The organism is Halobaculum litoreum (assembly GCF_030127125.1).
Classification (GTDB): Archaea; Halobacteriota; Halobacteria; order Halobacteriales; family Haloferacaceae; genus Halobaculum; species Halobaculum litoreum.
This window is the reverse complement of sequence record NZ_CP126156.1, coordinates 240,952-266,561: the sequence shown is the minus strand read 5'-3', so window position 1 is coordinate 266,561 and position 25,610 is coordinate 240,952. Positions and strand designations below refer to the sequence as shown.

The following is a 25,610-nucleotide window of genomic DNA, read 5'->3' as shown; positions in this document are numbered from 1 at the left end:
CCCCGCGGCGCGCGGGGCTCAGTAGTCGGCCGCCAGCCCGTCGAGCGCGTCGTGGTGGCGGACGGTGTGGGGCGCCGTCAGCGGCGACACGGACACCCGCCCCTCGACGACGGCGCGGCGGTCGGTGCCGACGGGGTCCGGGATGTCGCCCGTCAACATCCGGTCCCACGTGCGGTCGACGAGGTCGACGTGGTCGCCGTCGCGCTCGGCGGTCATGTCGTACAGCGTCGACGGGCGGGTGACCTCCATCCCGGTCGGGCCGCCCTCCTCGCTCCACGGCGCGTTCACGTTCAGGTAGTCCGCCCGCTCGAACACGCCGGCGTCCTCGGCGTGGTCGGCGAGGTAGCGCGCCGCGGCGGCCGCCTCCCGGTAGTCGTCGGGGTCGCTCGCCTTGCTCCGCCAGTCGTCGCCGCTGCCGCCGGGGACGTACAGCGACACCGCCATCGCGGGCACGCCGAAGAACGCCGCCTCGACGGCCGCGGAGACGGTGCCCGAGCGCCCGAGGACGTACGCCCCGATGTTGGCCCCCTTGTTGCAGCCCGCGACGACCATGTCGACGTCGGGGCACAGCGACTCCAGCCCGGCGATGGCGCAGTCGGCCGGCGTCCCGACGATGGCGTACCCCAACTCGTGTTCGCGGACCTCGACGCGGCCCGAGAGCTTGCGCCCGACCGCCGACTGGTCGTCCGCGGGGGCGACCGCGACCACCTCGCCCAGCTCCGAGAGCGCGTCGTACAGCGCCCGGAAGCCGGGGCTGTCGATGCCGTCGTCGTTCGTGAGGAGGAACCGCGGGGCGTGGCTCGTGCTCATTGGTCACGGCTCGGTCGGGGTCGCCAAAAGCCCGCCGCTCGACCGCCCGCCAGCGCGCCGGGGTCAGACGATCGGGTCGCCGTCGCCGTCGGCTCCGCCGTCGCCTGCCGCCCCGTCGCCCTCGGCGCCCGTCGGCTCCCCGTCCCCGCCGCCGGGGAGCGGGAGGGGGCCTCGTGGGCGGCGGTCCGGAGGACGATCACGTCGCCGATCCCGCCCACGAGCCGGAACGGCACCCGGACCCCGGCGGCCGCGGCGGGGAGGCCGCCGACGGTGCGCTCGGCCACGTCGCCCACCGCCAGCGCGACGGGCGTCTCCGCCTCCAAGTCGACGATCACGTCGGTCACCCGGCCGACGCGCGCGCCGTCCGCCGTGAACACCGCCTTGCTCGCGAGGTCGGTCACGGGTGCGGGATCGGATGCCATGCTGTCGAACGCTTCGGCGGCTGTCACTTAACCTTGTCCGAGCGCGTCAGTACGTCGAGAGGTCGTTCAGGAGGCCGGCGAGTCGGTCGCGGGCGTCGACGCCGCCGAACGACCCCCGCGGGCGCGGCGCCGTCGCCTCGCCGTACCGGTCGAACGCCGTCTCCAGCCGTAGCTCGACCGAGCGCACGTCCCGCTCCTCGACGCCGACGTCCGCGTCCAGCACCCGCCGGTCGACGACCCGGCGGAGCCGCCCCGTCTCCCGGTCGAGCGTCGCGCGGAGGCGCGACCCCTCGCGGAGGTCGATCCCGCCGGGGGAGTACAGCGGCACCGCCCGGGCGTACGCGTCCGGGCCAGACAGTTCGTAGGTGACCGTCCGCCCGGTCCGGTCGTGTTCGCGCCACGTCGCGCGGTGCGGGCGGATCGGCTCGCCGAACATGACCCGGGGGTAGTCGCGGACCGGCGTCCGGCCCGCGTAGCCGCCGTCGACGGTCACCGGCTCGCCGACGGCCTGTGCCGGCGCGTCGCGGTCGACCGCCAGCGTCCCGTCGTCGACGTGGAACACGAACCGCTCGGGGAGGGTCTCGGGGTCGGCGAGCACGGCGTCCGAGAAGTGGAGCACCGCGTCGATGGTCGCGTACGGACACGCCGTCCGCGGGTCGACCCCGTCGGGCTCGCGGTCCGCGAGCACCATCCCGTTCCCGAACGTGGTGAGCGCGTGGGTGTGCCGTCTGCGCGAGTGCTCGTGCAGTTCGCGGTGGCGCGTGAGCCGGTAGGGGGCGTCGCCGGTCCAGTCGTCGAGCACCCGCACGCGCGTGACCGCGCGGTGGTCGGCCGCGAACAGGTGCCGGATCGCCGCGAGGACGCGCTCGCGCGGCGTCGCGTCGGCGGCGAGTCGGTCCGCGGGCGCGTCGGGGTCGTACGGGCGGAGGTCGGCGACGCGGAGGCCCCCGTAGCCGACGGCGCCGGCCGCGGCCGCGCCGAGGCCGGCGAGGAAGCCGCGGCGGTTCACGGCGCCCCCGTCGACGCGGCGGTCGCGGTCGCCGTCGGCTGCTGGTCCCGGTCCCACTGCGCGAGCGCCCGGCTCGTGCCGCCGTCCGGCGCGGTCCACACGACCCGGACGTCGCCGGGGCGGTCGACCGGGACCCGCAGGGTCGCGCCGGGCGCGAGCGGGAACGCGGCGCGGGGGCGGGCGCGTCCTCGGCGCCGCGGCGGGGTGGCTCGCCGGCCCACAGCGTCTCCGTCTCGTCGTCGTCGGTCGCCACGACCACGGCGAGCGCGCCGGTGTTGGCGGCCGTGAGCCGGTTCCCGCGGTCGAACGTCACCTCGTAGGCGGAGCCGTCGCCGTCCCACGCGAACGAGAAGAACGCGTTCGGGAACGTCTCGGGGAAGCCGTCGGTCGCGGGCGGGGCGGGTGCGAGGCCGCAGCCGGCGAGCGCCGTCGCGCCGGCCGCGAGGAGGGTCCGTCTGAACACGACCGGCGCTACGGCGGCGGCGGCGTAAATCCCCGGGTGACCGCCGCCGCGGACCGCAACGCACAGGGGGCCGCGGCGTCCACGGATCGGGCATGGGACTCGGAAGCACGGCGAAGAAGCTCCAGACGGTCGCCGACATGGCCGAGAAGCTGTACGCGAAGGTCAACGAGATCCGCGAGCAGGTGGAGGCCATGCAGGAATCCGTCGAGACGACCGAGGCGCGGGTCGGGGCGCTCGAACGCGAGACCGCCCGCCAGCGCGCGGTGATCGAGGCGCTCGCCGAACGGCAGGGCGTCGACGTCGACGCGGTCGTGGCCGACCTCGACCTCGCCGACGCGGACGACGCGGGGGACGACGAGCCCGGCGGGGCCGACGCCGACACTCCGACGGACGCCGCCTGAGGCGGCCCCGGCGGGCCGTGGCGGGGGTCCGCCCTCCGCCCCTCCCGCGATAGAAAGATACGTGTCCCTCGGCAAGAGTTGCGAGCGTATGACCACCCACCGCGAACCCCTCGACTCCGTGTTGGAGACGATCGGGGAGACCCCGCTCGTCCGGGTCCACGCCTCGCCGGACGAGGTCCCCGTGTACGCGAAGCTTGAGACGTTCAACCCCGGCGCCTCCGTCAAGGACCGCATCGGGAAGCACATGCTCGAACGGATGCTCGAGGAGGGGACCGTCTCCCCGGGGGGGAACCGTCATCGAGCCGACCGCGGGCAACACGGGCATCGGCTTCGCGGTGGCGGCCGGCCAACTCGACGTGAACGCCGTGTTCGTCGTGCCCGAGCGCTTCAGCGTCGAGAAACAGCAGCTCATGCGCGCGCTCGGCGCGGAGGTCGTCAACACCCCCAGCGAGGACGGCATGGGCCGCGCCATCGAGCGCGCCCACGAGCTCGCGGAGGAGCTCGACGGGGCGGTCGTCCCCCAGCAGTTCCGGAACCCGCTGAACGCCGAGTCGCACTACGCGACGACCGCGCCGGAGGTGTTCGACGCCCTCGACGGCGAGGTGGGCGCTATCGTCGCCGGCATGGGCACCGGCGGGACGCTGATGGGGATGGCCGACTACGCCCGCGAACAGGGGAGCGACGCCCGGATCGTCGGCGTTCAGCCGGCGGGGTCGACGTACGGCGACCTGTTCGGCGAGGAGACGACGGAGGGCGAGTACAAGACCGAGGGGATCGGCACCCACGACGTGTCGACGAACGAGCTGGTCGACCCCGAGAAGCTCGACGACCTCAAGACGTTCTCCGACCGGGCGATCCACGGGGAGATGGCCCGACTCGCCCGCGAGGAGGGGCAGTTGGTCGCCTCCAGCGCGGCCGCCAACTCGCTGGCGGCGATCGAGGTGGCCGAGGAGATCCGCGACGGCAGCGTCGAGGCGCCCCACGACACGGTCGTCACGGTGTTTTGCGACTCCAGCGAGCGCTACCTCTCGAAGGGCGTGTACCGCGACTTCGCGGAGTGGCAGGGCTGACCGGCGTGGGGAACGCTCATCGTCCGGGGCCCCGCAGGGAGGCCGTGAACCGACGCGAAGCACTCGGGGCTGTGGCGGCGGCGACGGCGGCGGTGGCCGGGTGTTCGAGCCCGACAGTCACCGAGCGCCCGACCGGCGAGGTCGACGTGACGTTCCGGACCGAGGCCGACACGGAGTACACGGTGCGGCTCTCGCTTACGGACGGCGGGGGAACCGTCGTGGAGGAGTTCGAGTCGCCCGTACCCCCCGGCCGGTCGGACGGACCGAGCTTCTACGCCGGCGGGCTCGCGGACGGTCCGTACACCCTCGCCGTCGAGACGGCGGCCGACGCCGTCGAACTGGAGTGGGACCCCGGCGACTGCGCGTCGCTCGCGGTCGGCGTGACCGTGACCGCCGACGGTCGGCTCCGCGTGGAGCGCGATTGTTCGACGGCGTGACCGGCGACGCGCGAGGAGTCGCCGACGCGAGCCGGGGCGCGGGCCGGGTCAGCGTCGCGCGAGGTCGCGTTCGAGCGCGCGGACGTTCCGGAGGTTGAGCTTCAGCGTCGCGTCGAGGACGTCGCCGACGAGCGGCACCAGCCCGAGGAGGTAGTCGAGGGCGACGAACAGCAGCATCCTGGCGAGCGTCCGCTTGCGGGCGCCGAGGCGGAACGCCTGCCAGACCACGAACAGCGCGACGATCGACCCGACCGCGTCGCCGACCACGGGGACCAGTCCGGCGACGGCGTCGAGGCCGATCCGGTAGGGGACGAACGGAACCGCGATCGAGTCGTCGAGGAGGGTGCCGACACGGCGCGCGCGGCGGAGCCGTCGCGCCGCGGCGGCGTCACCGACGAGGCGCTCGGCCGGAACGTCCCGGAGAGCGACGCCGCCGTCGGCGCGAACGGCCGCGTCGCTGCGGGCGGTTGGACGGTCCCGGGGGTCGAACGGCATCAGAGCTTGGACTCGGCGTCGTCGGCCAGCTCCGCCATGCGCTTGCCGACCCGGCCGGCGTTGGAGAACTCGTCCTCGGACATGGCGGTCGCGAGGGCGTTGCCGAGGACGAACACGGCGTGTTTGTGCTCGCTCTTGGACTTGTGGACGTGGGAGGGGTCGACGCTCAGCTCGTGGTACGGCTCGAACAACGCCTCGTCGACCTCTTCGCGGGCCGAGAAGTGCTCCATGATCGTCACCATCTGCTCGTGGAGTTCGAGGAGTTCGTCCTTGTGCATGAACGTGCGTTGGCCGCTGTCCGAGTTAAGCGTTGTTCGTGGCGGCGTCACACGGCTGGACCGACGAAATCGGCGGGAAGCGGACGACAGCAGCCGGACGGGGTGCCGTGGCGCGTCGGTGGACCGGAGGTCGGGTCAGAAGACGTACTCGTCCTCGTGGCCCATCATCCCGTCGTCCTCGAACCCCGGCTCCGTGTCGCTGTCTTGCGGACCGCTCGTCTTGTACGCCTTCATCCCGGTGGAGATCAGCTCCTCGATCGCCTCGTCGCGCGTGACGAACTCACCCTGCTCGACCATCTGGGCGATCTGCATCTCGAGGTGCTCCGGGACCGTGATCTCGACTTTCGGCATCTACGCGGGGCTTGACGGACGTGCTATTTAAAACCAGCGGGGGATGCTTGCGACAATGTAAACCCTACTTCGGGTTCGGCTCGGTTCAGTTTCCGGTCGAATAATCGAAGTTTTGGGAACACGGAAGCGTCGGCGGCGCGACCGCGGCGGACGCGAGCCGACAGTCTCAGGTCGGCCCGGGCGCTCGTGTCCACATGAGCAGCGAGGTCACCGACCACACGGACCTCTACGAGGAGTTCTCCGACGACCGCCTGCCGCCGGGCCAGCGGAAGACCGACCGCTTCCCGGTGCTCTCGAAGTCGGGCACGCCGGACTGGCACCGCGACGACTGGACGTTCGAGGTGTGGGGCGCCGTCGACGAGTCGCTGGCGTTCGACTACGACGAGTTCCGCGACCTGCCCGCCGAGACGCAGCGACAGGACTTCCACTGCGTCACGGGCTGGTCGAAGTTCGACTGCGAGTTCACGGGCGTCACCTTCCCCCGGTTGGCCGAACTCGCCGGCGTCCGCGACGACGCGGAGTGGGTCATGTTCCACGCGCTCGACGGCTACACGACCGACCTCCCGCTCGCGGCGTGCGACCGCGAGGAGGTGCTGTTCGCGTACGACTACGACGGCGAGCGACTGCCCGACGACCACGGCGGGCCGCTCCGCGTCGTCACCCCCCACAAGTACGCGTACAAGGGGGCGAAGTGGGTGACCGGCGTCGAGTTCCTCACCGAGCCCGAGCGGGGGTACTGGGAGAAGCGGGGGTACTCCGACACCGCGAACCCGTGGAACGAGGAGCGGTACAGCTAGCGAGGCCGAGCGAGCGACGCGAGCGAGGCCTCGGGGGCGGCGGCGAGGTCCGAAGGGCCGAGCCGCCCAAGTCGACCGAGCGACGCGAGCGAGGCCTCGGAGGAGCGGCGGGCGCCGACCGTCTCGACCCGCCGACCGACCGCGCGCCGACCCCGGTCGGGGCTCCCGGAACCAACGGGGTAAAGAGCGGCGCGCCCCAACCGTGGCCAATGAACCCGCCGGACGGCGACGCGCGGGCGGTGCCGCTCTCCGACGCCGACGCGGCGCTCGTGAGTCGCAGTTGCGAGGTCCCCGACATCTCCTTCGGATCGTTCCTCGCGGCGGGCGACCGCCACCGCGTCCACTGGTCCACCCCGGAGGGGTTGGAGGTCGCCGGCGGCGGCGCGGCCGCCCGGCTCGTCGCCGACGGTCCCGACCGCTTCGACGACCTCCGCGCGGACGCCGCGACGCTGTTCGACCGCGTCGACCACGAGGGCCGCCGGCGACGCGCCCCCGCGTGTTCGGCGGCGTCGCGTTCGACCCCGACCACGACGCCGCGGGCGTGTGGGAGGGGTTCCCGCCCGCGCTGTTCGTCCTGCCGGCGATCCAGCCACCCGCGCCGACGGGGGACGTACCTCACGGTGAACCGCTACGGCCCCGACGCCGACGCCGCGGACGCGGCCGACGCGCTCGCGGACGCCCGCGACCGCCTCGACGACCTGCCGATGATGCGCCCGCGCGGCGAGAAGCCGGGCGTCGTCGACACCGAGTGGCTCGTCGACCGCGCGGCGTGGACCGCGCAGGTCGCGAGCGTCGTCGACCGCATCCGCGCGGGCGCCCTCCGGAAGGCGGTGCTGGCGACGGCGCTGCGCGTCGACCTCGCGAGCGACGTGGACATCCCGGACACGCTGGGGCGCCTGCGCCGCACCTACCCCGAGTGCTACCGCTTCCTCGTCCAGCCGACCGACGGCGAGGGGTTCTTCGGCCCGCCCCCCGAGCGGCTCGTCCGCCGCGAGGGCGAGGTCGTCCAGACGGAGGCGCTGGCGGGGTCGATGCCCCGCGGCGACACCCCCGAGGCCGACGACGAGTACGCCCGCGCGCTGCTCGACTCCGAGAAGCTCCAACACGAACAGCGGCTCGTCGTCGACACCATCTGCGATCAGTTGGCCGCCTTCGGCACGGTCGGCGAGGGCGAGCAGGGGATCCGGAAGCTCACCAACATCCAGCACCTCAAGACGCCGATCAACGCCGTCCTCGACGGGGACACCCACGTGCTCGAACTCGTCGAGGCGCTGCACCCCACGCCCGCGGTCGGCGGGCTCCCGCTCGAGGCGGCGCTGGCGACGATCCGCGACACCGAGACGTGGGACCGCGGCTGGTACGCCTCGCCAGTCGGCTGGTTCGACGCCGCCGGCGACGGGGAGTTCGCGGTCGGCATCCGCTCGGGCGTCGCCGGCGGCCGGGAGGCGACGCTGTTCGCCGGCAACGGCATCGTCGGCGACTCCGACCCCGACGACGAGTGGGACGAACTCCAACCGAAGGTGCGCCCGATCATGGACGAGTTGGAGCGGGAGTAACCGACATTTTCGGATCCCTCCAACCCATCCGTCCAGATCAGTTGATTTCTGCTAATACTGCCGTAGCCCGAATTCGGAACCCACGTCCGCGAAACACTCTTGTTGTGATCTCGACAATATGGTAAGAAGTGGGTCAGAACAGACTGGACGATTTCGAGACGACGGAAACGTCGGCTGACGAGTCGACCTGTCCGACGTGTGGGGATGAGTTTGCATCACTCCGCGGGGTGAAGATCCACCACAAGGTCACTCACGGGACGTCGATCAAGCCGAATGTGACGTGTGAGTGGTGTCAAGAGACGTTTCAGGTCAAACCGAGGCGTCTTGATACTGCACGGTTCTGCTCGTCCGCGTGCCAAACAGAGTACCAGAATGAACACCACCGCCAAACAGTCACGTGCCAGAACTGTGGAGATAAATACTCAATAAAAGCGGCCGAAATAGACACCACACGGTTCTGTTCGCGTGAGTGTCAGCACGAAGCGTTTGAGGAAGAATACTCTGGACCGAACAGTCCACGGTGGGAAGGAGGCCTGGCAACCGTAGTTTGTGACGGGTGTGGTGGAACGTACGAAGTCAGGAAAGCGAAGGTCGATTCGACACGGTTCTGCTCAATGGAGTGCAAGGGGGATGTCTACGCCGAGGAGCGTCGTGGTGAGGGAAGTTTCACTTGGGAAGGTGGGTTCTCGGACGTAGCAAACACGCTCCGCAACCTCACTGGGTCGACGAGTTGGGATCGGATCCGGAGCAGTGAACGTGAAGACGAGTGCAAGATGTGTGGTTCCGAGCAAGGAGCCGACGATGGTCGTGCGCTTCACGTGCATCACATCGTACCAGTGCTTGCCGGCGGAACTAGCGAGCCGTGGAATCTGATTACGCTCTGTGCCGCCTGCCATCGTCGCGTCGAGACCTACACAAAGGACATCGTCGACCTAATTCTCGGCCCAGAATCGTGCACCCCCTCCTCGAGTAACGACTAACACCCCCGCCTTTGAGCCACGTCCATGAGCGACGCAGGCGAGGTCGAGGGAGTGGACGCGGCGGTCGTCGCGGAGAAGGTCGACGCCGCACGGGCGGCGGTGGCCGCCAGCGACGACGTCGACGCGTGGCTGTCGGTCGGCCGCGAGACGGACGTGAGCCCGGAGCCGTGTTTCCCGTACCTGCTCGGGTTCGACGTGGTGTGGCCCACCGCCGTCGTCGTCGGCCCCGACACGGCGGCGGTCGTGCTCGGGCGCCACGACGCGCCGACCGCCCGCGACCTCGGCGTCCACGACGTCCACCCGTACGACGAGTCGATCGCCGGGCCGCTCCGGGAGGTGCTCGACGACGTCGGGGCCGACCGCGTCGCCCTCAACTACGACCGCGACGACGTCGTCGCCGACGGCCTCTCGCACGGCCTGTTCCTCCAACTGCGCGACTACCTCCCCGAGCGCGAGTTCGTCCCCGCGAGCGACCTGATCCGGCGGCTCCGCGGGATCAAATCCGACACCGAGTACGAGCGGATCCGCGCCGCCGCCGAGGAGACGGAGGAGCTGTTACAGACGGCGACGGCGACGTGGACGCCCGACACGACCGAACGCGAGTTCGCCGACTTCCTCCACGAGCGCATGGCCGAGCGCGGCCTCGACTCGGCGTGGGCGTGGGACTACTGCCCGACGATCCACATGGGCGACCGCGAGGTGGGCCACACCCTCCCCGCCGACCACACCGTCGACGAGGGGCAACTGCTCCACGTCGACTTCGGGATCCGGCGCGACGGCTACGCCTCGGACATCCAGCGGCTGTGGGTCAGGGGGGAGGCGAGCGACGGCCTGCGGGCGGCGTTCCGCGACGTGCGCGCCGCCATCGACGCCGGTCACGACGCGCTCGACGCGGGCGCGGTCGGCCACGAGGTCGACGCCGCCGCCCGCGAGGAGTTGACCGCCCGGGGGTGGCCCGCCTTCGAACACGCGTTCGGCCACCAGGTCGGGCGCGCGGCCCACGACGGCGGCACCCTCCTCGGCCCCGAGTGGGAGCGCTACGGCGAGGCGCCCCGCCACGCGGTCCGCGCGGGCGAGGTGTACACGATGGAGCTTGGCGTCGCCACCGAGTGGGGGTACGTCGGGCAGGAGGAGCTGGTCCGGGTCACGGCGTCGGGGACGGAGTGGGTCGTCCCGCCACAGACCGACCTGCGGACGCTGCCCGAGTGACGGCGACACGCCCCGTGCGAGCGGCACCGTGAAGTACGGGGGGTCCGGAGCCCCGGTGTGAACTCCCCGGTCGTGGTCGGCTCCCGGGTGGCGGTCGTCGTCGCCGTGGCCCTCACGCTGGTTCTCGTGGTCGCGCTGGAGCGGCTGGCGGGGACCGACCGCCGGGTCGTGCTCCGCCGTCGCCTGTTGCTCGGCGTCCCGTGGGGGACGCTCACGGCGGTCGCGTTCGTCCTCGCGGTGTACCTGTTCGTGCAGGGGGGGTGGACCCACTGGAACGGCCCGGTCGTCGTGCCGTTCCGCGCGTGGTCGTACCTCGCGCCGCTGGGCGTCGTCGTCTCCCCGTTCGCCCACGCGGGCCCCGGCCACCTGCTCGGGAACCTGTTCGGGACGCTCGCGGTCGCCCCGCTGGTCGAGTACGCCGTCGGCCACTACCCCCGCCGGCGCGGCGCCTCGTCGTTCGGCCCCGGCAGGGACGGCTCCCGGCTCGGCGCGCTCGCGAACAACCCCTTCGCCCGGGCGTTCGTGCTGTTCCCGGGCGCGGTGCTCGCGGTGGGGCTCGTCTCCGGCGCGTTCGCGCTCGGGCCGGTCATCGGCTTCTCCGGCGTCGTGTTCGCGTTCGTCGGCGCGGCGCTCGTCTACTACCCGCTGGGGACGGTGGTCGCGCTGTCGGGCGCCGGGCTCGTCTCGACGACGTACCGCGCGCTCTCGACGCCGGTGCTCGAGGCGAGCGGTCGCCCCGCCTACGTCACGCCGTGGTGGGCCGACATCGCGATCCAGGGGCACGCGCTGGGGCTGCTCGTCGGCGTCCTGTTGGCGGCGTGGCTCGCGGCCGCCCGCGGCGACGACCTGCCGCCGCCGCGACGCCTCGCGCTCGGGGCGCTGCTCGTCGGCGTGGAGCAGTCGCTGTGGGCGGTGTACTGGTACCGCGGCGGCGAGTCGTACGTGCTGTACCGGGGCGTCGGCCTCGCGCTCGTCGCGCTGGCGGCGGTGCTCGTGGCGGCGCTGGCGGTCGGGCGGGACGCCCCGCCCGCCGACTCCGTGCGCGAGGCGCTCCGGGCGCTCACGCCGCGCCGGGGCTCGGTGGCGGTGTTGCTCGTCGTGTTGGCGGTGCTGTCGGGGCCTGCGGTGGTGGTGAACCTCGTCGCGGTGAACGACGAACCGCTCCCGGGCGACCCGGTGGAGGTGCGCGGCTACTCGGTCACGTACGCCGAGGGGGTCGAGAACGGGATGGTGTCGGTCGTCGAGTTCGAGGCGTTCGGCGAGTCGACGACGGTGAACACCTCGGGGGTGGTGGTGCGCAACCCCGAGCGGGGGGTGTGGACGACGGCCGTCTCGAAGGGCCGGCTGGCGTTCGCGGGCACCCAGCGGGTCGTCGTCGGCGGCGTCGGCTGGCGCGAGACGGTGCGCGTCGACCGGCGCGGCTGGACCACCGTCGGCGGCGACGCCCCCGCGTACCGCGTCACCCTGACGTACGACGACGAGACGCGGCTCGCCCACCTGTCGAACGCCTCGCGGGCGGAGCCGCGCATCGAGGGGAAGGTCGTCTCGGTGGTGCCGACCGCGTCCGGCTTCGAGTTGCTCGTCGAGGGCGACGACGAGCGCGCGACGGTGCCCGTGCCCGCAGAGAACGAGACGGTGCGGGCCAACGGGCTGTCGTTCGTCCGCGACGGGCGCGCCGTGTACGCGCTCGCGGGCGAGGGGAACGCGTCGACGGGGAACGCGACGACGACGCGCGTCCGGGTCGCCACGCGCGAGCGCTATCGCGGGAACCAGTGAGGCGGCGGGCGGCGGCCGGGCCGACCGGCGGCGACGTCAGCCGTCGCGGGGCCACTCGATGCGGAACACCTCGGCGTCGACGTCGGCCGACTCGCTCGTCTGGTGGTCGTACGTCCGGTCGAGCGTCAGCGTCGCCGCGAACGCGTCGGTGACGGTGCCGCCCTCGTCGGCGGCGAACGCCTCGACGAACTCGCGGCTGCCGGCGTTGTGGACGGAGTAGGAGACGTCCGCGAGCCCGGCGACCGTCTTCAGGAACGCTCGGTCGGCGTGTTCGTTCCCGGTCTGTGCGCCGAACGGCGGGTTCATGATCGCGGTGACGGGACCGGCGGCCGCGAGTCGGTCGCGCGCGAGGGGCGGGCGCGTCGCGTCCGCGCGGACCCAGTGGACCTCGGTCCTGGCGCCGACCCGGCGCTCGTTCGCCCGGGCGACCCCGAGCGCGCCGCCGTCGAGTTCGACCCCGACGACGCGGGCGGCGCCGCGCAGCGCGGCCCCGAGCGCGAACATCCCGGTGCCGGCCCCCAGGTCGACGACCGTGCGGCCGGCGACGCCGCCGCGGAGGTCCGCGAGGTGGACGACGTGGGCCGCGACGCCGGCGGGCGTAGGGTACTGTTCGAGGCTCGCCGTGGGGTCGTCGAAGCCGGCGACGACGGCCAACTCCCCTCGAGCGCGCGACGGCTCGCCACCGCCTCAGGCGCCGGCGTCCGCGGTCGGGTCGACCGCGCGGTCGCCCGCGACCGTCAGCGACACGCCCTCGCGGTCGGCGCGCTCGGCGAGCGCCGCCAGCGCCGGGCGCACCTTCGCGGGGTCGGCGACCGCGTCCGCCTCGACGACGAGTTCGCCCGCGCCGAGGTGGCTCGCCGCCCGCACCAGCGAGCGGAGGCGGTCGGCCTCCCGTTGGGTCTCGATGGAGCTGTCCGTCGCGAACTCCGCCTCCACCCGGAGCCCCGCCGGGACGTACCCCTCCCGCGCGAGCGCGGCGCGGAGGTCGCGGAGGTCGCCCGGGGCGGTCGACTCCAGCGCCGCCGCGTCGATCGTCACCGGTTCGGCGTCGACGGGCTCGGCGGTGGCGACGGCCCGCCGGACGTGCGAGGACGACTGTGTGCTCATGTCACACCGGTCGGGGCGGTAATACAAAAGCGTTTGTGAATGCGCAGTAGTTATTCCGCCGACCGGGTGCAACCGGCCGGTCGCGCCTCGATCGGTCGTACGACGTGTCTGTCGGGCGATCACTGTGTCGGACACGAAACGTCCGGATCCCCCATGACATGCCTATCGGTTGTGCGTCCCCGGAATACTCCCGGAAACCGCCCGCCTCGGCCGGGCTGTGTCACGGATCCGGCCCAGTAGCCGGCCCCAAAGTTTAAATACGAGCCGCGACAGAAGACTTATTAATGGAAGGTCCGAGCCGACAGCGACAACGGGAGAGCGGGGAGTCGGAGAAGCAGTCGGACGAGACGCTCTCGTGCCCGGAGTGTTCCAGCGACAACGTCATCATGGACGCGGACCAAGGGGAGCTGGTCTGTGACGACTGCGGACTGGTGCTCGACGAGCGCCAGATCGACCGCGGGCCGGAGTGGCGCGCGTTCAACCACTCCGAGCGGCAGTCGAAGTCCCGGGTCGGGGCCCCGGTGACGGAGACGATGCACGACAAGGGGCTGACGACCACCATCGACTGGAAGGACAAGGACGCCTACGGGCGGTCGCTGTCCTCGGAGAAGCGCTCCCAGATGCACCGCCTCCGCAAGTGGCAGGAGCGCATCCGCACGAAGGACGCCGGCGAGCGCAACCTCCAGTTCGCGCTCTCGGAGATCGACCGCATGGCCTCCGCGCTGGGCGTCCCGCGCTCGGTTCGGGAGGTCGCCTCCGTCATCTACCGGCGGGCGCTCAAGGAGGACCTCATCCGCGGCCGCTCCATCGAGGGCGTCGCCACCGCGGCGCTGTACGCCGCCTGCCGCCAGGAGGGCATCCCGCGCTCGCTCGACGAGGTCGCGGAGGTGTCCCGCGTCGAGCAGAAGGAGATCGGTCGGACCTACCGCTACATCTCCCAGGAGCTCGGCCTCGAACTGAAGCCGGTCGACCCCAAGCAGTTCGTCCCGCGCTTCGCCTCCGCGCTCGACCTCAGCGAGGAGACGCAGGCGAAGGCCACGGAGATCATCGACGTGTCCGCCGAACAGGGCCTGCTGTCGGGCAAGTCGCCGACGGGCTTCGCCGCCGCCGCAATCTACGCCGCCTCCCTGCTGTGCAACGAGAAGAAGACCCAGCGCGAGGTCGCCGACGTCGCGCAGGTGACCGAGGTCACCATCCGCAACCGGTACCAAGAGCAGATCGAAGCGATGGGCTTCCGCTGAGCGGGTCGGCTCGCGTCGGTCGCCCCGCACGGTCCCCGGTCCCGTTCTCTCGCGCCCGCGCCGCGAGCCGCGGCGCCGGCGACCGCGCCCCGCCTACTCGGCGACGAACACGACGACGCCGCGGTTCCACAGCCCCAGCGTGAGGTCGTACTGGGCGTAGCCGTCGAGCGCGCCGTTCACGGCGACCCGACGGTCCGGCGTCGTCACGACGACCGGGGGCGCCCGGTCGAGTTGGCCGACCGAGCCGACGCTGTCGGTCTCGGCGTCGACCCGTTCGAAGTACCACTGGAGCGGCAGCCGCGCCCCCCACGCGTCGCGGTCGGCCGCCGCCACCGGCGGGAGCGCGTACTCGCGGTCCGTGTCCAGGTCGCGTCCGACGTACACCACGTCGACGCCGTCGTTGCCCGCCATCGCCGTCTCGGCGGCCGCCAGCGCCGCGTCCACGTCGCCCGACGGCTGGGCGTACTGGGCGAACGCCGACTCCGGCGCCGGGTCGGCGTACACGCCCGCCGCGGTGGCGCCGTAGCCGGCGACCCCCGCCGAGGCGACGAGGAGGACGGCGACCAGCCACGCCGGGTCCGTGGCCGTCGCCCGCGCGCGGAGACCCCGGACCGCCCACGCCAGCCCGACCGCGCCGGGGAGCGCGAGCAGCGGGACGACGTGGACGGCCGTCCACGGCTCGACGCCCATCGACGCGATGGGGAACGCGAGCAGGCCGAAACCGGCGGCGTAGCCGCCGAACGCGACGACCGACCGCGTCCCCGGGCGGTAGCGCTCGCGGAGGAAGCCGACCAGCCCGAACACGAGGACGGGCCACGCCGTCGCGACGAGCGTCCGGGCGTACCCCGCCACCGCCGGGAGGAAGGAGTTCCCCCGGGCCGGCGGCGACAGCCGGCCGGCGAACCGCAGGCTCACGAACCGCTCGGGCGCCTCGACGAACGCGAACGCGACCACGGAGGGGAGCGTCGACGGCGACCACAGCCCCGGCCCGACGCCGCCGCCGCGCGGGGCGAACAGCACGAGCGCGACCCCGAGGAAGACGAACAGCGCCCGCGACAGCGACGTGGCGTTCGCGCGGGCCCACGCCACGCCGGCGCCGAGGCGTCCGACGGCCGCGGCGGGCGTCCCGCGCACGCGGGCCTCGTCGAGGACGAACGCGGCCGCGACGAGCCACAGCGGCAGGGACACGACCGCGAACCCGGAGGACGCCAGCGCCAGCGCCAGCGCGGCGGCCCCGAGGTACAGCGGCCAGCGCGCGCCGGTGTCGCGGTGGCGGACGACCGCGCCGACGACGACGAGGCCGAACCCGGCCGCGAGCACGTCGCCGCGGAGGAACCGCGAGTAGTAGACGAGCAGCGGCGACCCCGCCAGCAGCGCCGCCAGCGCGACCGTCTCCCCGTCGTCGAGGCTGCCGCGGAACAGCAGCGCCGCCGCCGGCAGGAGGCCGCCCACGAGCGCGACGAACGAGCGCGCGGCGGCGTCGGTGGCTCCGAACAGCCCGACGGTCCAGCGGGTCGCGAGGTACACGAGCGGCCCGCCGGCGGCCGGGCGGTACTCGTACACCCCGGTGTCGAGGTAGCGGAGCGTCCAGTAGCCCACCCGGCCCTCGTCCCAGTGGAAGGGACGGGCGCCGAGGAACGCGAACCGTGCGAGGAGGGCGAGCGCGACGACGACCCCGACCGCCGCGACCGTGCGGTCGATCCGGCCCGACCGCGTCGCGCCCGAGCGGTCGCCGTCCGACATACCCGGGCGTGTCCCCGCCGCGGTAGTAGGTCTTCGGGTTTCTCCCGGACGACGCGGGGCCGCGCCGCCCGCGGCCGAACGACAACGCTCTTTCGGGGGGAACGCCCACGGGGAACCATGTCGCTGATCTCGTCGCTGCCGGGGCGCCCGCTGTCCGACGGGGAGGTCGCCGCGTTGAACCGTGCGGAGTCGGTCGAACTCGCGGTCGCCGTCGACAGCGAGACCGACACCGAGGCCGCCGCGGCGAACGCGGCCGCCCCGGGCGCGGAGGGCCTGTTGCTCGCCACCGACGCGTGGGTGAAGGGGCTCGACTTCCGCGGCGGCGTCTGGACGGTCGTCGAGACGGTCGCCATCGCCGACGAGTCGGAACGCTACGACGCGCTGCGCGCCTGCGAGGACGCCGTCCGCGCGAACGACGGCGACGGGGCCGAGGCGGGCGGCGGAGCCGCCGACGCCGAGTGAGCCGGGGCGGCCCCGGCGTTCCACCGCGAACGGAGCGAGCGGCCCGCTTTTTCCTCCCCGCCGCGTAGGGTGTGGGGATGTACGACGACATCCTCGTGCCGACGGACGGGAGCCCGGCGGCCGACGCCGCGGTCGACCACGCGCTGACGCTGGCGCGGGAGTTCGGCGCCACGGTCCACGCGTTGTACGTCGTCGACGCGACCGCCTACTCCGTGTTGGAGGCCGGCACCACCGTCGTGCGCGACGCGCTCGAACGCGAGGGCGCGGCCGCCGTGGCGCGCATCGCCGAGGCGGCGGAGGCGGCGAACGTCCCCGCCGTCGAGGCGGTCGTCGACGGCACCGCGTACCGGGAGATCCTCGCGTACGCCGCCGACCACGACGTGGACCTGATCGTGATGGGGACCCACGGCCGGCGGGGGCTCGACCGCTACCTCCTCGGGAGCGTCACCGAGCGCGTGGTGCGCGCGGCGAACCGGCCCGTGTTGACGGTCCACGCGGACGAGGCCGACGCGGCCGACGCGACGGGGACGGCCGCCTGAACCGGTCGCCCGCCGGACACGTCCGGACTACCGCGAGGACAGGGATTATCCCGGCCGCCACGGAAGCGCCGGTATGAGCCAGACCGTCGCCCACGACGACCTGTCGGCGTTCCGCCGCGACCTCCACCGCCACCCCGAGCCCGCGTGGTGCGAGTTCTACACCACCGCCCGGATCGTCGACGAGCTCGAGGCGCGCGACCTCGACGCCGTCCACTACGGCCCGGAGATCCTCGGGAGCGAGCGGATGAACGTCCCCGACGACGACGAACTCGCCGAGTGGTTCGAGCGCGCGCGGGCCGCGGGCGCGAACGAGGACGTGCTCGCCGCCATCGAGGGCGGCTACACCGGCGCGGTCGCGGTGCTGGAACGCGGGGAGGGGCCGGTCGTCGGCGTCCGCGTCGACATCGACGCGCTCCCGATCCGCGAGTCCGAGGACGGCGCGCACGTCCCCGCCGGCGAGGGGTTCCGCTCGGAGCACGAGGGGTACATGCACGCCTGCGGCCACGACGCCCACGCGACGTTCGGGCTCGGCCTGATCGACGAGATCCTCGCCTCGGACTTCGAGGGGACGCTGAAGGTGTTCTTCCAGCCCGGCGAGGAGCAGATCGTCGGCGGCAAGCCGATGGCCGACTCCGCGTTGATCGAGGACGTCGAGTACTTCCTCGCCGCGCACGTCGGCCTCGACCACCCGACGGGCGAGGTCATCTGCGGCATCGACGGCTTCCTCGCCGTCTCGCACTTCCTCGCGGAGTTCGAGGGCGAGCCCTCCCACGCGGGCGGCCACCCCGAGCAGGGGCGCAACACGGTGCAGGCGGCGGCGGCGGCCATCCAGAACCTCTACGGCATCCCGCGCCACGCCGACGGGCCGACGCGCGTGAACGCGGGCGTCGTCGGCGGCGGCACGGCGACGAACATCATCCCCGAGGAGTGCTTCGTCGAGGGCGAGGTGCGCGGCGGCACCACCGAGCTGATGGAGTACATGGACGGGAAGGCGACCCGGGTCATCGAGTCCGCGGCCGACATGCACGAGGTGGACGTGGACGTCGAGACGCTCGGGCGCGCGCCGTCGGCGACCAGCGACCAGGAACTGATCGACGCCATCGCGCCCGTCGCGGGCGACGTCGACGGCGTGACGAACGTGGTCGAACGCGACGAGTTGGGCGGCAGCGAGGACGCGACGTACATGATGCAGGCGGTGCAGGAGAACGGCGGCTACGCGAGCTACGTCGGCGTCGGCACGAGCCACCCCGGCGGCCACCACACCAGCACGTTCGACGTCGAGGAGGAGTCGCTCGACATCGGCGTCGACTTCCTCACGGCCGCGGTGCTGGCGATCGCCGAGCGACGGCCCTGAGCGGGCCGCGAGCGCCGAGATAGCCCGTCGCACTACTACTTTATTAGCTCACGCACCCACTAGGAACGAAGGTATTCCGTGGGTCGGGATATCGGAGAATCACAATGTCCACTACCGTAACCACACAACCGATCGACCGTGTCGAGCGCCTCGGCGTGCGCCGACTCGTGACCTGGGCGGCCGTCCGCGTCCGGGAGAACCCCGAGCTCGTCGGGCTGTTCCTGCTCGCCGGGCTGGTCGGCTACGTCCCGCTCGTCGGGGGGCTGCTCGCGCTGCTCGTCACGACGTTCGTGCTCGGCGTCGCGTACGTCACCGTCGCCGACGACGTCCGCCTGCACGCGCGCGGCCTGAACGCCATCGCGGCCGACGTCCGCGAGCGCTACGTGACGCTGCTCGTCGTCGGCCTCGCGTACACGTTCGCGGTGGTCCTGGGGCTGATCGCGCTCGTGCTCCCCGGGCTGTACATCGCCGCCCGGCTGGCGCCCGCGCTGCCGGTCGCCGCGCTGAGCGACCGCGGGATCGTCGACTCGCTGCGCGAGGGCTGGGCGCTGGGCCGCGGGAACGTCCTGCGGCTGCTCGGCGTGTTCCTCGTCGTGTTCGTCCTCCAGGCGATCGCGGCCGGGATCCTCGCGTTGATCAGCACGGACCTCGCGACCACGGGCATCTCCGCGGTGCTCCTGAACGCCGTCTCCGGCCCGATCCTCGCGGCCGCCATCGCCCACGTGTACTTCGAGTCGCGTGACGACGCCGCGGAGCCCGTCGACGAGATGACCGCCGACGCGGCGGTGTAAGTCCGAGCCGAGGGGTTCGGCGACACGCGCCGCCGCGTCCGCGCGGCGTGATCCGGCCGCGAGTGTCACTCGAGTTGCGATTGTCTGACGACGACTTATATTCCGGAATCCCACACACCCCTGCATGAGCAGCGGACCGCGAGACTCGAACTCGGACGCGACGCAGGACGACTCCGAAGGGACCGGCGAGGCCGCGCACGCCTCGGAGGCCGCCGAGTCGCCGGGGATGACGATCCCCCTCCCGGAGGGGAGCACGAGCGTCTCGGACGCCATCGTCACGAACAGGGAGATGCTGCGCGAGCCGGAACAGCACGGCCTCGCGACCGAGGACGACGTCGCGAACCTCTCGGGGGCGATGGAGTCGCTCTCCGGGAAGGTCGAACGGGTGACGAACCAGTACGACGACGGCGAGGCACGGCTCACCGAACTCGAGGAGCTCGTGGAGCACCAACAGCGGCAGATCGACGAGCTACAGTCGATGGTCGGCTCCCTCGTCGACATTCTGGGCACCGAGGCGGAGTGGACCGCCTTCGACGACTCCTGAAAGCGGAGCGAGCGTCCCCGCCGCCGCGAACCCCGTCGCTGGCGATCGGAGAGTGGCGAGACGGGACGGAGTCGTGCGAGCCGGGACGGAGTCGGACACGGACGCCGGGTTCGCGCGCGGCGGCGGTCGACGGCGCGGCGCCTCAGTACTTCGCCTCCGCGCCGGTGACCTCGTACACGCGGTCCATGATCCGGTCGCGCTCCGCGCGCCACCCCTCGAACCCGCCCGGCCGCGACGGGTACCGCCGGTAGTGGGCCATCAGGTCGTCGGCGACGCGCTTCGTCTTGTAGAAGTCCCAGATCTGTCCCCAGTGGCCGTAGCTGTCCTTGACGACCTCGGCGACGAGCCGCGGCTTCACCGACGCGCTCCCCTCGTACAGCGCCTCCGCGAGGCTCTCGCCGGGCAGCGACGCCATCAGGCCCATCAGTTCGTCGACGTCGACGGCCGTCGAGAGGACGTTGTACACGTCGAGGGCGGCGAAGCGCGCGCCGAAGTGCCCCATCACGCGCTCGTTGTAGCGCCACAGCGTCTCCTCGTCGACCGATCCCTGCTCGATCGCTTCGATGGCCTGCTCGGCGGCGTACTTCCCCGCGTAGGCGGCGCCCGCGATGCCGCCGCCGGTGGTGGGGTTGACGTGCCCCGCGGCGTCGCCGGCGGCGACGAACCCCGGCGCGACCGCCGAGTCGTACGGGCGGCGGGTCGGGAGCGCCGCGCCCAGTTTGTCGGTCACCTCGGCGCCCTCGAACTCGGGGCGCGAGCGCATGTCGCGCTTGAGGTCGTCGACGAGCTTCATCGGCTCCTCGTTCATCTGGAAGCCGAGCCCGGCGTTGATCTCGGTGGACGAGCGCGGGAAGTACCAGAGGTAGCCCGCCGCGCGCTTCGTCGGCTTGAACACGAGGGCGTCGTCGTAGTCGACCGGCTCGGGCACCTCGACGACCTCCCGGTACGCCGAACAGAACTGCGAGAACGAGACGTTCGTGTCGAACGTCGCGTCGCGGAGGTCCGCCTTGTCCTGGAGGATGGACAGCGCCCCCGCCGCGTCGACGGTGACGTCGGCCTCGTACTCGACGACGTCGCCCTTGCGCTTCCCGCGGACGCCGGTGACGCGGCCGTCGTCGGTCTGGCGCACGTCCTGCACGACGGTGTCGTAGTGGAAGTCGACGCCGCGCTTCTTCGCGCCCTCGATGAGCAGTTTGCCGTACTGCAGGCGGTCGATGACGGCCAACTCGCCGGGGATCGGGATCTCCAACACCGTGTCGTGGCTCGGGATCTCGAAGCGGCCGTGGTCGACGCCGGTGTTGGTGAACGCCGGCTGGATCTCCGATTTGGGGATCGAGTCCGGGAACTTGTCGGCGCCCTTCAGGGCGTCGCCGCAGGCGATGTGGCCGGCCTCCTCCTCGTCCTTCCGCTCGACGATCACGACGTCGTAGCCGGCGTCGGCGGCGGTCGCGGCCGCGTAACAGCCCGCCGTGCCCGCCCCGACGACGACGATATCGGGCTCGTGTGTGGTCATTACACGGAGTCACTCGTGCGGGGAGAAAAAGGCAGCCGTTCGACGCGGGGCGAGTGTGCGAGGCGAGCGAGACTCCGGTGTGAACCGTGAGCCGCGAGCGATCTACGCCGTTCTCGACGGCTCGGCCCGAGGACCGCGCCGCCGTCGGGCCGCCGTCCCGTTCGGCCGCCCGCTCCGTTCGCGGCCTCGCGTCGACGACGCTACTCCTCGCCCGACTCGTAGTACTCCCCGGCCGCCTCGGGGATGCGCGTCCGGCCGAACAGCGCCAGCACGACGATGACGGACACGTACGGGATGGTACGCACGAGCGACTGCGGGATGGCGAGCACGTCCTGCCCCTGCAGGCCGAGCTGGAGCGCGTCCAGCCCCGCGAACAGCATCGTCGACAGCAGGGCGCCGACCGGGTTGTAGTTGCCCAGCAGGTACGTGACGATGGCGATGAACCCCTTGCCGTTCACCATCGTCGGGCCGTTGCCGACGAACTGCCCCAGCGACAGCGACAGCGCCGCGCCGCCGACGCCCGCGAGGACGCCCGACAAGAGCACCGCCGCGTAGCGCACCCGGGTGACGTCGACGCCGGCGGTGTCGAGCGCCTTCGGGTTCTCCCCGGAGGCGCGCACCCACCGGCCGAACGAGGTGCGGTTCAGCGTCCACCACGAGGCGCCGACGGCGACGAACATCAGGTACACCATCGGCGACGCCTCGAACAGCGCGCCGAGGAACGGGACGCCCGCGAGCGCGTCCAGCGCGCCGACGAGCGCCGTCGAGACGACCGGGAGCCCGGTGTCCGCGAGCAACTGCTGGATGTCGGGGAACGTCGCCCCGGCGGAGGCGTTCTTCGAGCCGAACACGACCTGCGAGGCGAACGGCGCGAGGCCGAGCGCGATGAGCCAGATGGCGAGGCCGGCGATGATCTGGTCGGCGCGGAACTCGATGCAGACGACGGCGAACAGCAGCGCCAGCAGCGTGGAGGCGACCACGCCCCCGACGACGCCGAGCCACACCGACCCCGTGATCGAGGTGGCGTACACGCCCGCGAACGCCGAGATGATGAGCAGCCCCTCCAGCCCGATGTTGATGACGCCGGACTTCTCGGCGAAGATGCCGCCCAGCGCGGCGAACGCGATGGGGACCGAGAGGCGCAGCGCCGCCGCCAGCGTCGACTTCGAGAACAGCAGCGCGACCACCGCGACGACCGTGTCGCCCGAGCCGGTCACCGCGAGCCCGGCGACTGCGAGCACGGCCGCCAGCACCGCGGCCGCAGCGACGGTGCCGCGCGTCCCGAGCGCGTCGACACGGTCGCCGAGGTCGGCGCTCACGCCTCCTCACCCCCGTCGGTCGCGACGGCGTCGCGACTCCCCCCGAGCCGGTCGCGCACGTCGACGCGCTTGCCGATCATCCGGAAGAACTCCGGCATCGCCACGAACAGGACGATGAGGCCGCGCAACACCCCCACCAACTGCGGGGGGACGTCCGTGCCGACGTCGACGACGATGGAGCCGGACTTGAGGACGCCGAACAGCAGCGCCGCCGCGACCGCCCCGACGGGGTTGTTGCCCGCGAGGATGGAGACGGTGATGCCGTCGAAGCCGTAGTCGGGCACGCCCGTCTGGAAGTTGCCCGCGATCGTGAGCACGTACACCGCGCCGCCGATGCCGGCGAGCGCGCCCGACAGCGCCATCGAGGAGACGACCGTGCGGGCGGCGTCGACCCCGCCGTACTCGGCGGCCTCCGGCTGGATGCCCGAGGTGCGCACGTCGTAACCGAACGCGGTCCTCCGGAGGAGGTACGCGATGCCGACGGCGACGGCGACCGCGAGCGCGAGCGCCAACAGCGACGCGTCCGTCCGGCCGGGGAACAGCGGCTGCGGGAACAGCGCGTACTCCGGGAGCCGCCGGGTCTGGTTCGCGAAGCTCTCGGGGTCTTTGAACGGTCCCCCCGCGAGGTACAGCGCCACCGAGGTGGCGACGAAGTTGAGCATGATCGTCGTGATCACCTCGTTGGCGTCGGCGTACGCCTTCAGCGCGCCCGGGATGGCGCCGTACAGGCCGCCGACGAGCGCGCCGACCGCGACGCCGACGGTGACGAGGACGACCGTGCCGACGAGGCCGGAGACCGCGCCGGCCAGCGCGTACACCACCAGCGCGCTCGCGAGCGCGCCGAACACGAGCTGGCCCTGCCCGCCGATGTTGAACACGCCGGCCTTGAACGCCACCGCGACGGCGACGCCCGTGAACACGAGCACCGTCGTCTCGGAGACGGTCGTCGCGAACTGGCCGTTGAGCGGGTTCGCGAAGAAGTCGCCGAAGGCGCCGAGGAACAGGCTGTCGTACACGAGGATCGGGTCGTAACAGAAGCCGACGCCGAACAGCGAGTACGCCGCCGCGTCGCAGGAGGTCATCCGCCCGGCCGCGAGGATCAACAGGAAGCCGATGGCGACCGACAGCAACAGCGCCGAGCCGGAGATGAGGAGGCGTTCGGTCGCGCTGGCGGCCACGAGCCGGTCGAGCACGTCGAACGCGCGGTCGCGCGCCGAGCGCGGCGGCGGGCCGCCGTCGGCCGACCCGTCGCCGTCGGCGTCAGTCATCCGCCACCTCCGCGTCCGCGTCGTCGGCCGGCGGCGTCCCGGCGACCCCGTCCGTCGCGTCGGCGGCGTCCGCGACCGGGTCCGCCCGCGGGACGTCCTCGGGCTCCTCGCCCGCCATCAGCAGGCCGAGCTGCTCTTCTGTCACCTCGTCCGGGTCGACCACGTCGACGACGCGGCCGCGGTACATCACCGCCAGCCGGTCGGACAGGCCGCGCACCTCGTCGAGCTTCGAGGAGACCAGCAGCACCGCCCGGCCCTCGTCGCGCAGGTCGATGAGCCGGTCGTGGATGAACTCCGTCGAGCCAATGTCGACGCCGCGGGTCGGGTGGGAGGCGACGATACAGGCGGGGTCGCGGGCGAACTCCCGGCCGACGATGAACTTCTGCTGGTTGCCGCCCGACAGCGACTTCGCCTCGGCGGTCGCGTCCGGCGGGCGGACGTCGTACTCCTCGATGATGTCGGCGGCGTGGTCGTCGGCGTACGTCCAGTCGAGCCGGCCGCCCTGCGCGAACGGGGCGTCGTGTTGGGAGCCGAGCACCCCGTTCTCGGAGAGGTCGAAGTCCATCACGAGGCCGCGCTCCTGTCGGTCCTCCGGGATGTACGCCATCCCCGCGCGGGTGCGTGCGCGGCGGGAGGCGTCGGTCACGTCCGTGCCCTCCAGCGCGACGGCGCCGGCGGTCGGCTTCCGCAGGCCGGTGACGACCTCGACCAGCTCCGACTGCCCGTTGCCGTCGACGCCGGCGATGCCGAAGACCTCGCCCTCGCGGACGGTGAAGGAGACGTCGTCGACGGCGGTGACGCCGCGCTCGTCGTTCGCCGAGACGCCGTCGACGGTGAGCGTCGGCGCTCCCGGGGTCGCCGGCGGCGTCTCCGTCTCCAGCATCACCTCGCGGCCGACCATCAGCTCCGCCAGTTCCTCGCGGGTCGTCCCGGCCGTCTCGACGCTGCCGACGTTCTTCCCGTCGCGCAGCACGGTCACCTCGTCGGCGGCCTCCAGCGCCTCGCCCAGCTTGTGCGTGATGAAGATGACCGTCTTCCCGGCGTCGGTCAGCTCCTCGAGCACCTCGAACAGGTCCTCGACCTCCTGGGGCGTGAGCACGGCCGTCGGCTCGTCGAGGATGAGGATCTCCGCGCCGCGGTACAGCGCCTTCAGGATCTCGACGCGCTGTTGGACGCCCACGCCGATGTCCTCGATCGTGGCGTCGGGCTCGACGTCGAAGCCGTACCGTTCGGAGAGGTCGAGCACCGCCTCCCGGGCGGCCGCGCGGTCGACGGCGAGGCCGCCCCACTTGCGGGGCTCGTTGCCGAGCGTGATGTTCTCGGCGACCGTCATCGGGTCGACCAGCATGAAGTGCTGGTGGATCATCCCGACGCCGGCGTCGATGGCGTCGCGGGGGGAGTCGAAGCGACGGGGCGCGTCCGCGACGGCGCCCTCGTCGTCGTAGGTCAGCCCGTCCCCGTCGACGTACACGTCGCCCTCGGTGGGCTCGTACAGCCCGTAGAGGACGTTCATCAGCGTGGTCTTGCCCGCGCCGTTCTCGCCGAGCAGGGCGTGGACCGTCCCCCGCTCGACCGAGAGCGTGACGTCGTCGTTGGCGACGACGCCGGGGAAGCGCTTCGTGATCCCGTCGAGGCGGACGGCCTCCGTCATGTCGGCGGGTGTTTCGGCGGGTAC

At 72.5% G+C, this 25,610-nt stretch carries 26 protein-coding genes and 1 pseudogene; 14 read left to right on the top strand and 13 right to left on the bottom strand.

Annotated elements, in window-relative coordinates; genetic code table 11:
• Positions 1-18: 18 nt before the first annotated feature.
• From surE to P0R35_RS01450, 3 genes are read right to left on the bottom strand one after another with little or no spacing between them, the layout of a single operon-like run.
• Positions 19-810, bottom strand: coding sequence for a 5'/3'-nucleotidase SurE (surE, locus tag P0R35_RS01460; RefSeq protein WP_284013484.1), 792 nt, complete (start codon positions 808-810; stop codon positions 19-21).
• Positions 807-1,232, bottom strand: coding sequence for a PRC-barrel domain-containing protein (locus tag P0R35_RS01455; protein ID WP_284013483.1), 426 nt, complete (start codon positions 1,230-1,232; stop codon positions 807-809). The genes surE and P0R35_RS01455 overlap by 4 nt, the downstream gene beginning before the upstream one ends.
• Before the next feature lie 46 nt (positions 1,233-1,278).
• A complete protein-coding gene (locus P0R35_RS01450) occupies positions 1,279-2,298 on the bottom strand; it encodes a hypothetical protein (RefSeq protein ID WP_284013482.1) in 1,020 nt (339 codons plus the stop codon).
• Positions 2,299-2,796: 498 nt separating this feature from the next.
• On the opposite strand from P0R35_RS01450, the gene P0R35_RS01445 reads away from it, so the two are divergent.
• The 3 genes and pseudogenes from P0R35_RS01445 (at position 2,797) to P0R35_RS01435 (ending at position 4,612) form a co-directional block, all read left to right on the top strand.
• Positions 2,797-3,105: a DUF5798 family protein gene (locus P0R35_RS01445; protein WP_284013481.1), complete on the top strand. Its 309-nt coding sequence runs from the start codon at positions 2,797-2,799 to the stop codon at positions 3,103-3,105.
• 88 nt (positions 3,106-3,193) lie between these two features.
• A pseudogene (locus P0R35_RS01440) lies at positions 3,194-4,175 on the top strand (PLP-dependent cysteine synthase family protein).
• A gap of 44 nt (positions 4,176-4,219) precedes the next feature.
• Positions 4,220-4,612: an Ig-like domain-containing protein gene (locus P0R35_RS01435; protein WP_284013480.1), complete on the top strand. Its 393-nt coding sequence runs from the start codon at positions 4,220-4,222 to the stop codon at positions 4,610-4,612.
• Positions 4,613-4,660: 48 nt separating this feature from the next.
• Here the strand turns inward: P0R35_RS01435 and P0R35_RS01430 are convergent, their stop codons facing one another.
• The 3 genes from P0R35_RS01430 to P0R35_RS01420 form a co-directional block, all read right to left on the bottom strand.
• On the bottom strand, positions 4,661-5,107 hold the full coding sequence (locus P0R35_RS01430) for a DUF4112 domain-containing protein (RefSeq protein ID WP_284013479.1): 447 nt from the start codon (positions 5,105-5,107) through the stop codon (positions 4,661-4,663).
• The gene (locus tag P0R35_RS01425) at positions 5,107-5,385 is read right to left on the bottom strand and encodes a UPF0058 family protein (RefSeq protein WP_284013478.1); all 279 of its coding nucleotides are present in this window, start codon (positions 5,383-5,385) and stop codon (positions 5,107-5,109) included. The genes P0R35_RS01430 and P0R35_RS01425 overlap by 1 nt, the downstream gene beginning before the upstream one ends.
• A 135-nt stretch (positions 5,386-5,520) precedes the next feature.
• Entirely contained in the window at positions 5,521-5,736 is a 216-nt protein-coding gene (locus P0R35_RS01420; protein ID WP_284013477.1) for a DUF7120 family protein, read from the bottom strand.
• 194 nt (positions 5,737-5,930) lie between these two features.
• On the opposite strand from P0R35_RS01420, the gene P0R35_RS01415 reads away from it, so the two are divergent.
• The 5 genes from P0R35_RS01415 (at position 5,931) to P0R35_RS01395 (ending at position 12,054) form a co-directional block, all read left to right on the top strand.
• Complete coding sequence (locus P0R35_RS01415) at positions 5,931-6,533, top strand: sulfite oxidase-like oxidoreductase (RefSeq protein ID WP_284013476.1); 603 nt, start codon at positions 5,931-5,933, stop codon at positions 6,531-6,533.
• Positions 6,534-6,742: 209 nt separating this feature from the next.
• Complete coding sequence (locus P0R35_RS01410) at positions 6,743-8,089, top strand: isochorismate synthase (RefSeq protein ID WP_321170440.1); 1,347 nt, start codon at positions 6,743-6,745, stop codon at positions 8,087-8,089.
• Between the two features lie 614 nt (positions 8,090-8,703).
• Complete coding sequence (locus P0R35_RS16515) at positions 8,704-9,069, top strand: HNH endonuclease (protein ID WP_321170462.1); 366 nt, start codon at positions 8,704-8,706, stop codon at positions 9,067-9,069.
• A 24-nt stretch (positions 9,070-9,093) separates the two neighbouring features.
• Complete coding sequence (locus tag P0R35_RS01400) at positions 9,094-10,278, top strand: M24 family metallopeptidase (protein WP_284013475.1); 1,185 nt, start codon at positions 9,094-9,096, stop codon at positions 10,276-10,278.
• Between the two features lie 57 nt (positions 10,279-10,335).
• Positions 10,336-12,054, top strand: coding sequence for a rhomboid family intramembrane serine protease (locus P0R35_RS01395; RefSeq protein ID WP_284013474.1), 1,719 nt, complete (start codon positions 10,336-10,338; stop codon positions 12,052-12,054).
• A gap of 36 nt (positions 12,055-12,090) precedes the next feature.
• Here the strand turns inward: P0R35_RS01395 and P0R35_RS01390 are convergent, their stop codons facing one another.
• Both P0R35_RS01390 and P0R35_RS01385 read right to left on the bottom strand, forming a co-directional pair.
• Positions 12,091-12,708: an METTL5 family protein gene (locus tag P0R35_RS01390; RefSeq protein ID WP_284013472.1), complete on the bottom strand. Its 618-nt coding sequence runs from the start codon at positions 12,706-12,708 to the stop codon at positions 12,091-12,093.
• A gap of 33 nt (positions 12,709-12,741) precedes the next feature.
• The gene (locus P0R35_RS01385; protein WP_284013471.1) at positions 12,742-13,161 is read right to left on the bottom strand and encodes a DUF7961 family protein; all 420 of its coding nucleotides are present in this window, start codon (positions 13,159-13,161) and stop codon (positions 12,742-12,744) included.
• 284 nt (positions 13,162-13,445) lie between these two features.
• Here P0R35_RS01385 and P0R35_RS01380 point away from each other — a divergent pair, with 284 nt between their 5' ends.
• Positions 13,446-14,402 (top strand): transcription initiation factor IIB, encoded by a 957-nt coding sequence (locus P0R35_RS01380; protein ID WP_284013470.1) that lies wholly within the window; start codon positions 13,446-13,448, stop codon positions 14,400-14,402.
• Positions 14,403-14,495: 93 nt separating this feature from the next.
• Here the strand turns inward: P0R35_RS01380 and P0R35_RS01375 are convergent, their stop codons facing one another.
• A complete protein-coding gene (locus P0R35_RS01375) occupies positions 14,496-16,145 on the bottom strand; it encodes a flippase activity-associated protein Agl23 (RefSeq protein WP_284013468.1) in 1,650 nt (549 codons plus the stop codon).
• Between the two features lie 117 nt (positions 16,146-16,262).
• Between P0R35_RS01375 and P0R35_RS01370 the strand changes: the two genes are divergently transcribed.
• The 5 genes from P0R35_RS01370 to P0R35_RS01350 all read left to right on the top strand — a co-directional run bounded on the left by P0R35_RS01370 (position 16,263) and on the right by P0R35_RS01350 (position 19,835).
• Complete coding sequence (locus P0R35_RS01370; RefSeq protein WP_284013467.1) at positions 16,263-16,607, top strand: DUF7964 domain-containing protein; 345 nt, start codon at positions 16,263-16,265, stop codon at positions 16,605-16,607.
• Positions 16,608-16,684: 77 nt separating this feature from the next.
• A complete protein-coding gene (locus P0R35_RS01365) occupies positions 16,685-17,146 on the top strand; it encodes a universal stress protein (RefSeq protein ID WP_284013466.1) in 462 nt (153 codons plus the stop codon).
• Between the two features lie 73 nt (positions 17,147-17,219).
• On the top strand, positions 17,220-18,500 hold the full coding sequence (locus P0R35_RS01360) for an amidohydrolase (protein WP_284013464.1): 1,281 nt from the start codon (positions 17,220-17,222) through the stop codon (positions 18,498-18,500).
• A 104-nt stretch (positions 18,501-18,604) separates the two neighbouring features.
• Complete coding sequence (locus P0R35_RS01355; protein ID WP_284013462.1) at positions 18,605-19,291, top strand: hypothetical protein; 687 nt, start codon at positions 18,605-18,607, stop codon at positions 19,289-19,291.
• A gap of 124 nt (positions 19,292-19,415) precedes the next feature.
• Entirely contained in the window at positions 19,416-19,835 is a 420-nt protein-coding gene (locus tag P0R35_RS01350; protein WP_284013461.1) for a hypothetical protein, read from the top strand.
• 142 nt (positions 19,836-19,977) lie between these two features.
• On the opposite strand, the gene P0R35_RS01345 is transcribed toward P0R35_RS01350, so the two are convergent.
• The 4 genes from P0R35_RS01345 to P0R35_RS01330 form a co-directional block, all read right to left on the bottom strand.
• Positions 19,978-21,348 (bottom strand): geranylgeranyl reductase family protein, encoded by a 1,371-nt coding sequence (locus tag P0R35_RS01345; protein WP_284013460.1) that lies wholly within the window; start codon positions 21,346-21,348, stop codon positions 19,978-19,980.
• Positions 21,349-21,548: 200 nt separating this feature from the next.
• Positions 21,549-22,667 carry an ABC transporter permease gene (locus P0R35_RS01340; RefSeq protein ID WP_345782754.1) on the bottom strand — a complete coding sequence of 373 codons (1,119 nt, stop codon included), beginning with the start codon at positions 22,665-22,667 and terminating at the stop codon, positions 21,549-21,551.
• Complete coding sequence (locus P0R35_RS01335) at positions 22,664-23,935, bottom strand: ABC transporter permease (RefSeq protein ID WP_284013459.1); 1,272 nt, start codon at positions 23,933-23,935, stop codon at positions 22,664-22,666. Before P0R35_RS01335 ends, P0R35_RS01340 begins: the two co-directional genes overlap by 4 nt.
• On the bottom strand, positions 23,928-25,586 hold the full coding sequence (locus P0R35_RS01330; protein ID WP_284013458.1) for an ABC transporter ATP-binding protein: 1,659 nt from the start codon (positions 25,584-25,586) through the stop codon (positions 23,928-23,930). Before P0R35_RS01330 ends, P0R35_RS01335 begins: the two co-directional genes overlap by 8 nt.
• Positions 25,587-25,610 lie beyond the last annotated feature (24 nt).

What these genes read in the sequence shown, in the direction of transcription:
- surE (WP_284013484.1), bottom strand. Translation starts at nt 810, where the DNA reads ATGAGCACGAGCCACGCCCCGCGGTTCCTCCTCACGAACGACGACGGC.
- P0R35_RS01455 (WP_284013483.1), bottom strand. Translation starts at nt 1,232, where the DNA reads ATGGCATCCGATCCCGCACCCGTGACCGACCTCGCGAGCAAGGCGGTG.
- P0R35_RS01445 (WP_284013481.1), top strand. Translation starts at nt 2,797, where the DNA reads ATGGGACTCGGAAGCACGGCGAAGAAGCTCCAGACGGTCGCCGACATG.
- P0R35_RS01430 (WP_284013479.1), bottom strand. Translation starts at nt 5,107, where the DNA reads ATGCCGTTCGACCCCCGGGACCGTCCAACCGCCCGCAGCGACGCGGCC.
- P0R35_RS01425 (WP_284013478.1), bottom strand. Translation starts at nt 5,385, where the DNA reads ATGCACAAGGACGAACTCCTCGAACTCCACGAGCAGATGGTGACGATC.
- P0R35_RS01420 (WP_284013477.1), bottom strand. Translation starts at nt 5,736, where the DNA reads ATGCCGAAAGTCGAGATCACGGTCCCGGAGCACCTCGAGATGCAGATC.
- P0R35_RS01415 (WP_284013476.1), top strand. Translation starts at nt 5,931, where the DNA reads ATGAGCAGCGAGGTCACCGACCACACGGACCTCTACGAGGAGTTCTCC.
- P0R35_RS01410 (WP_321170440.1), top strand. Translation starts at nt 6,743, where the DNA reads ATGAACCCGCCGGACGGCGACGCGCGGGCGGTGCCGCTCTCCGACGCC.
- P0R35_RS16515 (WP_321170462.1), top strand. Translation starts at nt 8,704, where the DNA reads ATGGAGTGCAAGGGGGATGTCTACGCCGAGGAGCGTCGTGGTGAGGGA.
- P0R35_RS01400 (WP_284013475.1), top strand. Translation starts at nt 9,094, where the DNA reads ATGAGCGACGCAGGCGAGGTCGAGGGAGTGGACGCGGCGGTCGTCGCG.
- P0R35_RS01385 (WP_284013471.1), bottom strand. Translation starts at nt 13,161, where the DNA reads ATGAGCACACAGTCGTCCTCGCACGTCCGGCGGGCCGTCGCCACCGCC.
- P0R35_RS01380 (WP_284013470.1), top strand. Translation starts at nt 13,446, where the DNA reads ATGGAAGGTCCGAGCCGACAGCGACAACGGGAGAGCGGGGAGTCGGAG.
- P0R35_RS01375 (WP_284013468.1), bottom strand. Translation starts at nt 16,145, where the DNA reads ATGTCGGACGGCGACCGCTCGGGCGCGACGCGGTCGGGCCGGATCGAC.
- P0R35_RS01370 (WP_284013467.1), top strand. Translation starts at nt 16,263, where the DNA reads ATGTCGCTGATCTCGTCGCTGCCGGGGCGCCCGCTGTCCGACGGGGAG.
- P0R35_RS01365 (WP_284013466.1), top strand. Translation starts at nt 16,685, where the DNA reads ATGTACGACGACATCCTCGTGCCGACGGACGGGAGCCCGGCGGCCGAC.
- P0R35_RS01360 (WP_284013464.1), top strand. Translation starts at nt 17,220, where the DNA reads ATGAGCCAGACCGTCGCCCACGACGACCTGTCGGCGTTCCGCCGCGAC.
- P0R35_RS01355 (WP_284013462.1), top strand. Translation starts at nt 18,605, where the DNA reads ATGTCCACTACCGTAACCACACAACCGATCGACCGTGTCGAGCGCCTC.
- P0R35_RS01350 (WP_284013461.1), top strand. Translation starts at nt 19,416, where the DNA reads ATGAGCAGCGGACCGCGAGACTCGAACTCGGACGCGACGCAGGACGAC.
- P0R35_RS01345 (WP_284013460.1), bottom strand. Translation starts at nt 21,348, where the DNA reads ATGACCACACACGAGCCCGATATCGTCGTCGTCGGGGCGGGCACGGCG.
- P0R35_RS01335 (WP_284013459.1), bottom strand. Translation starts at nt 23,935, where the DNA reads ATGACTGACGCCGACGGCGACGGGTCGGCCGACGGCGGCCCGCCGCCG.
- P0R35_RS01330 (WP_284013458.1), bottom strand. Translation starts at nt 25,586, where the DNA reads ATGACGGAGGCCGTCCGCCTCGACGGGATCACGAAGCGCTTCCCCGGC.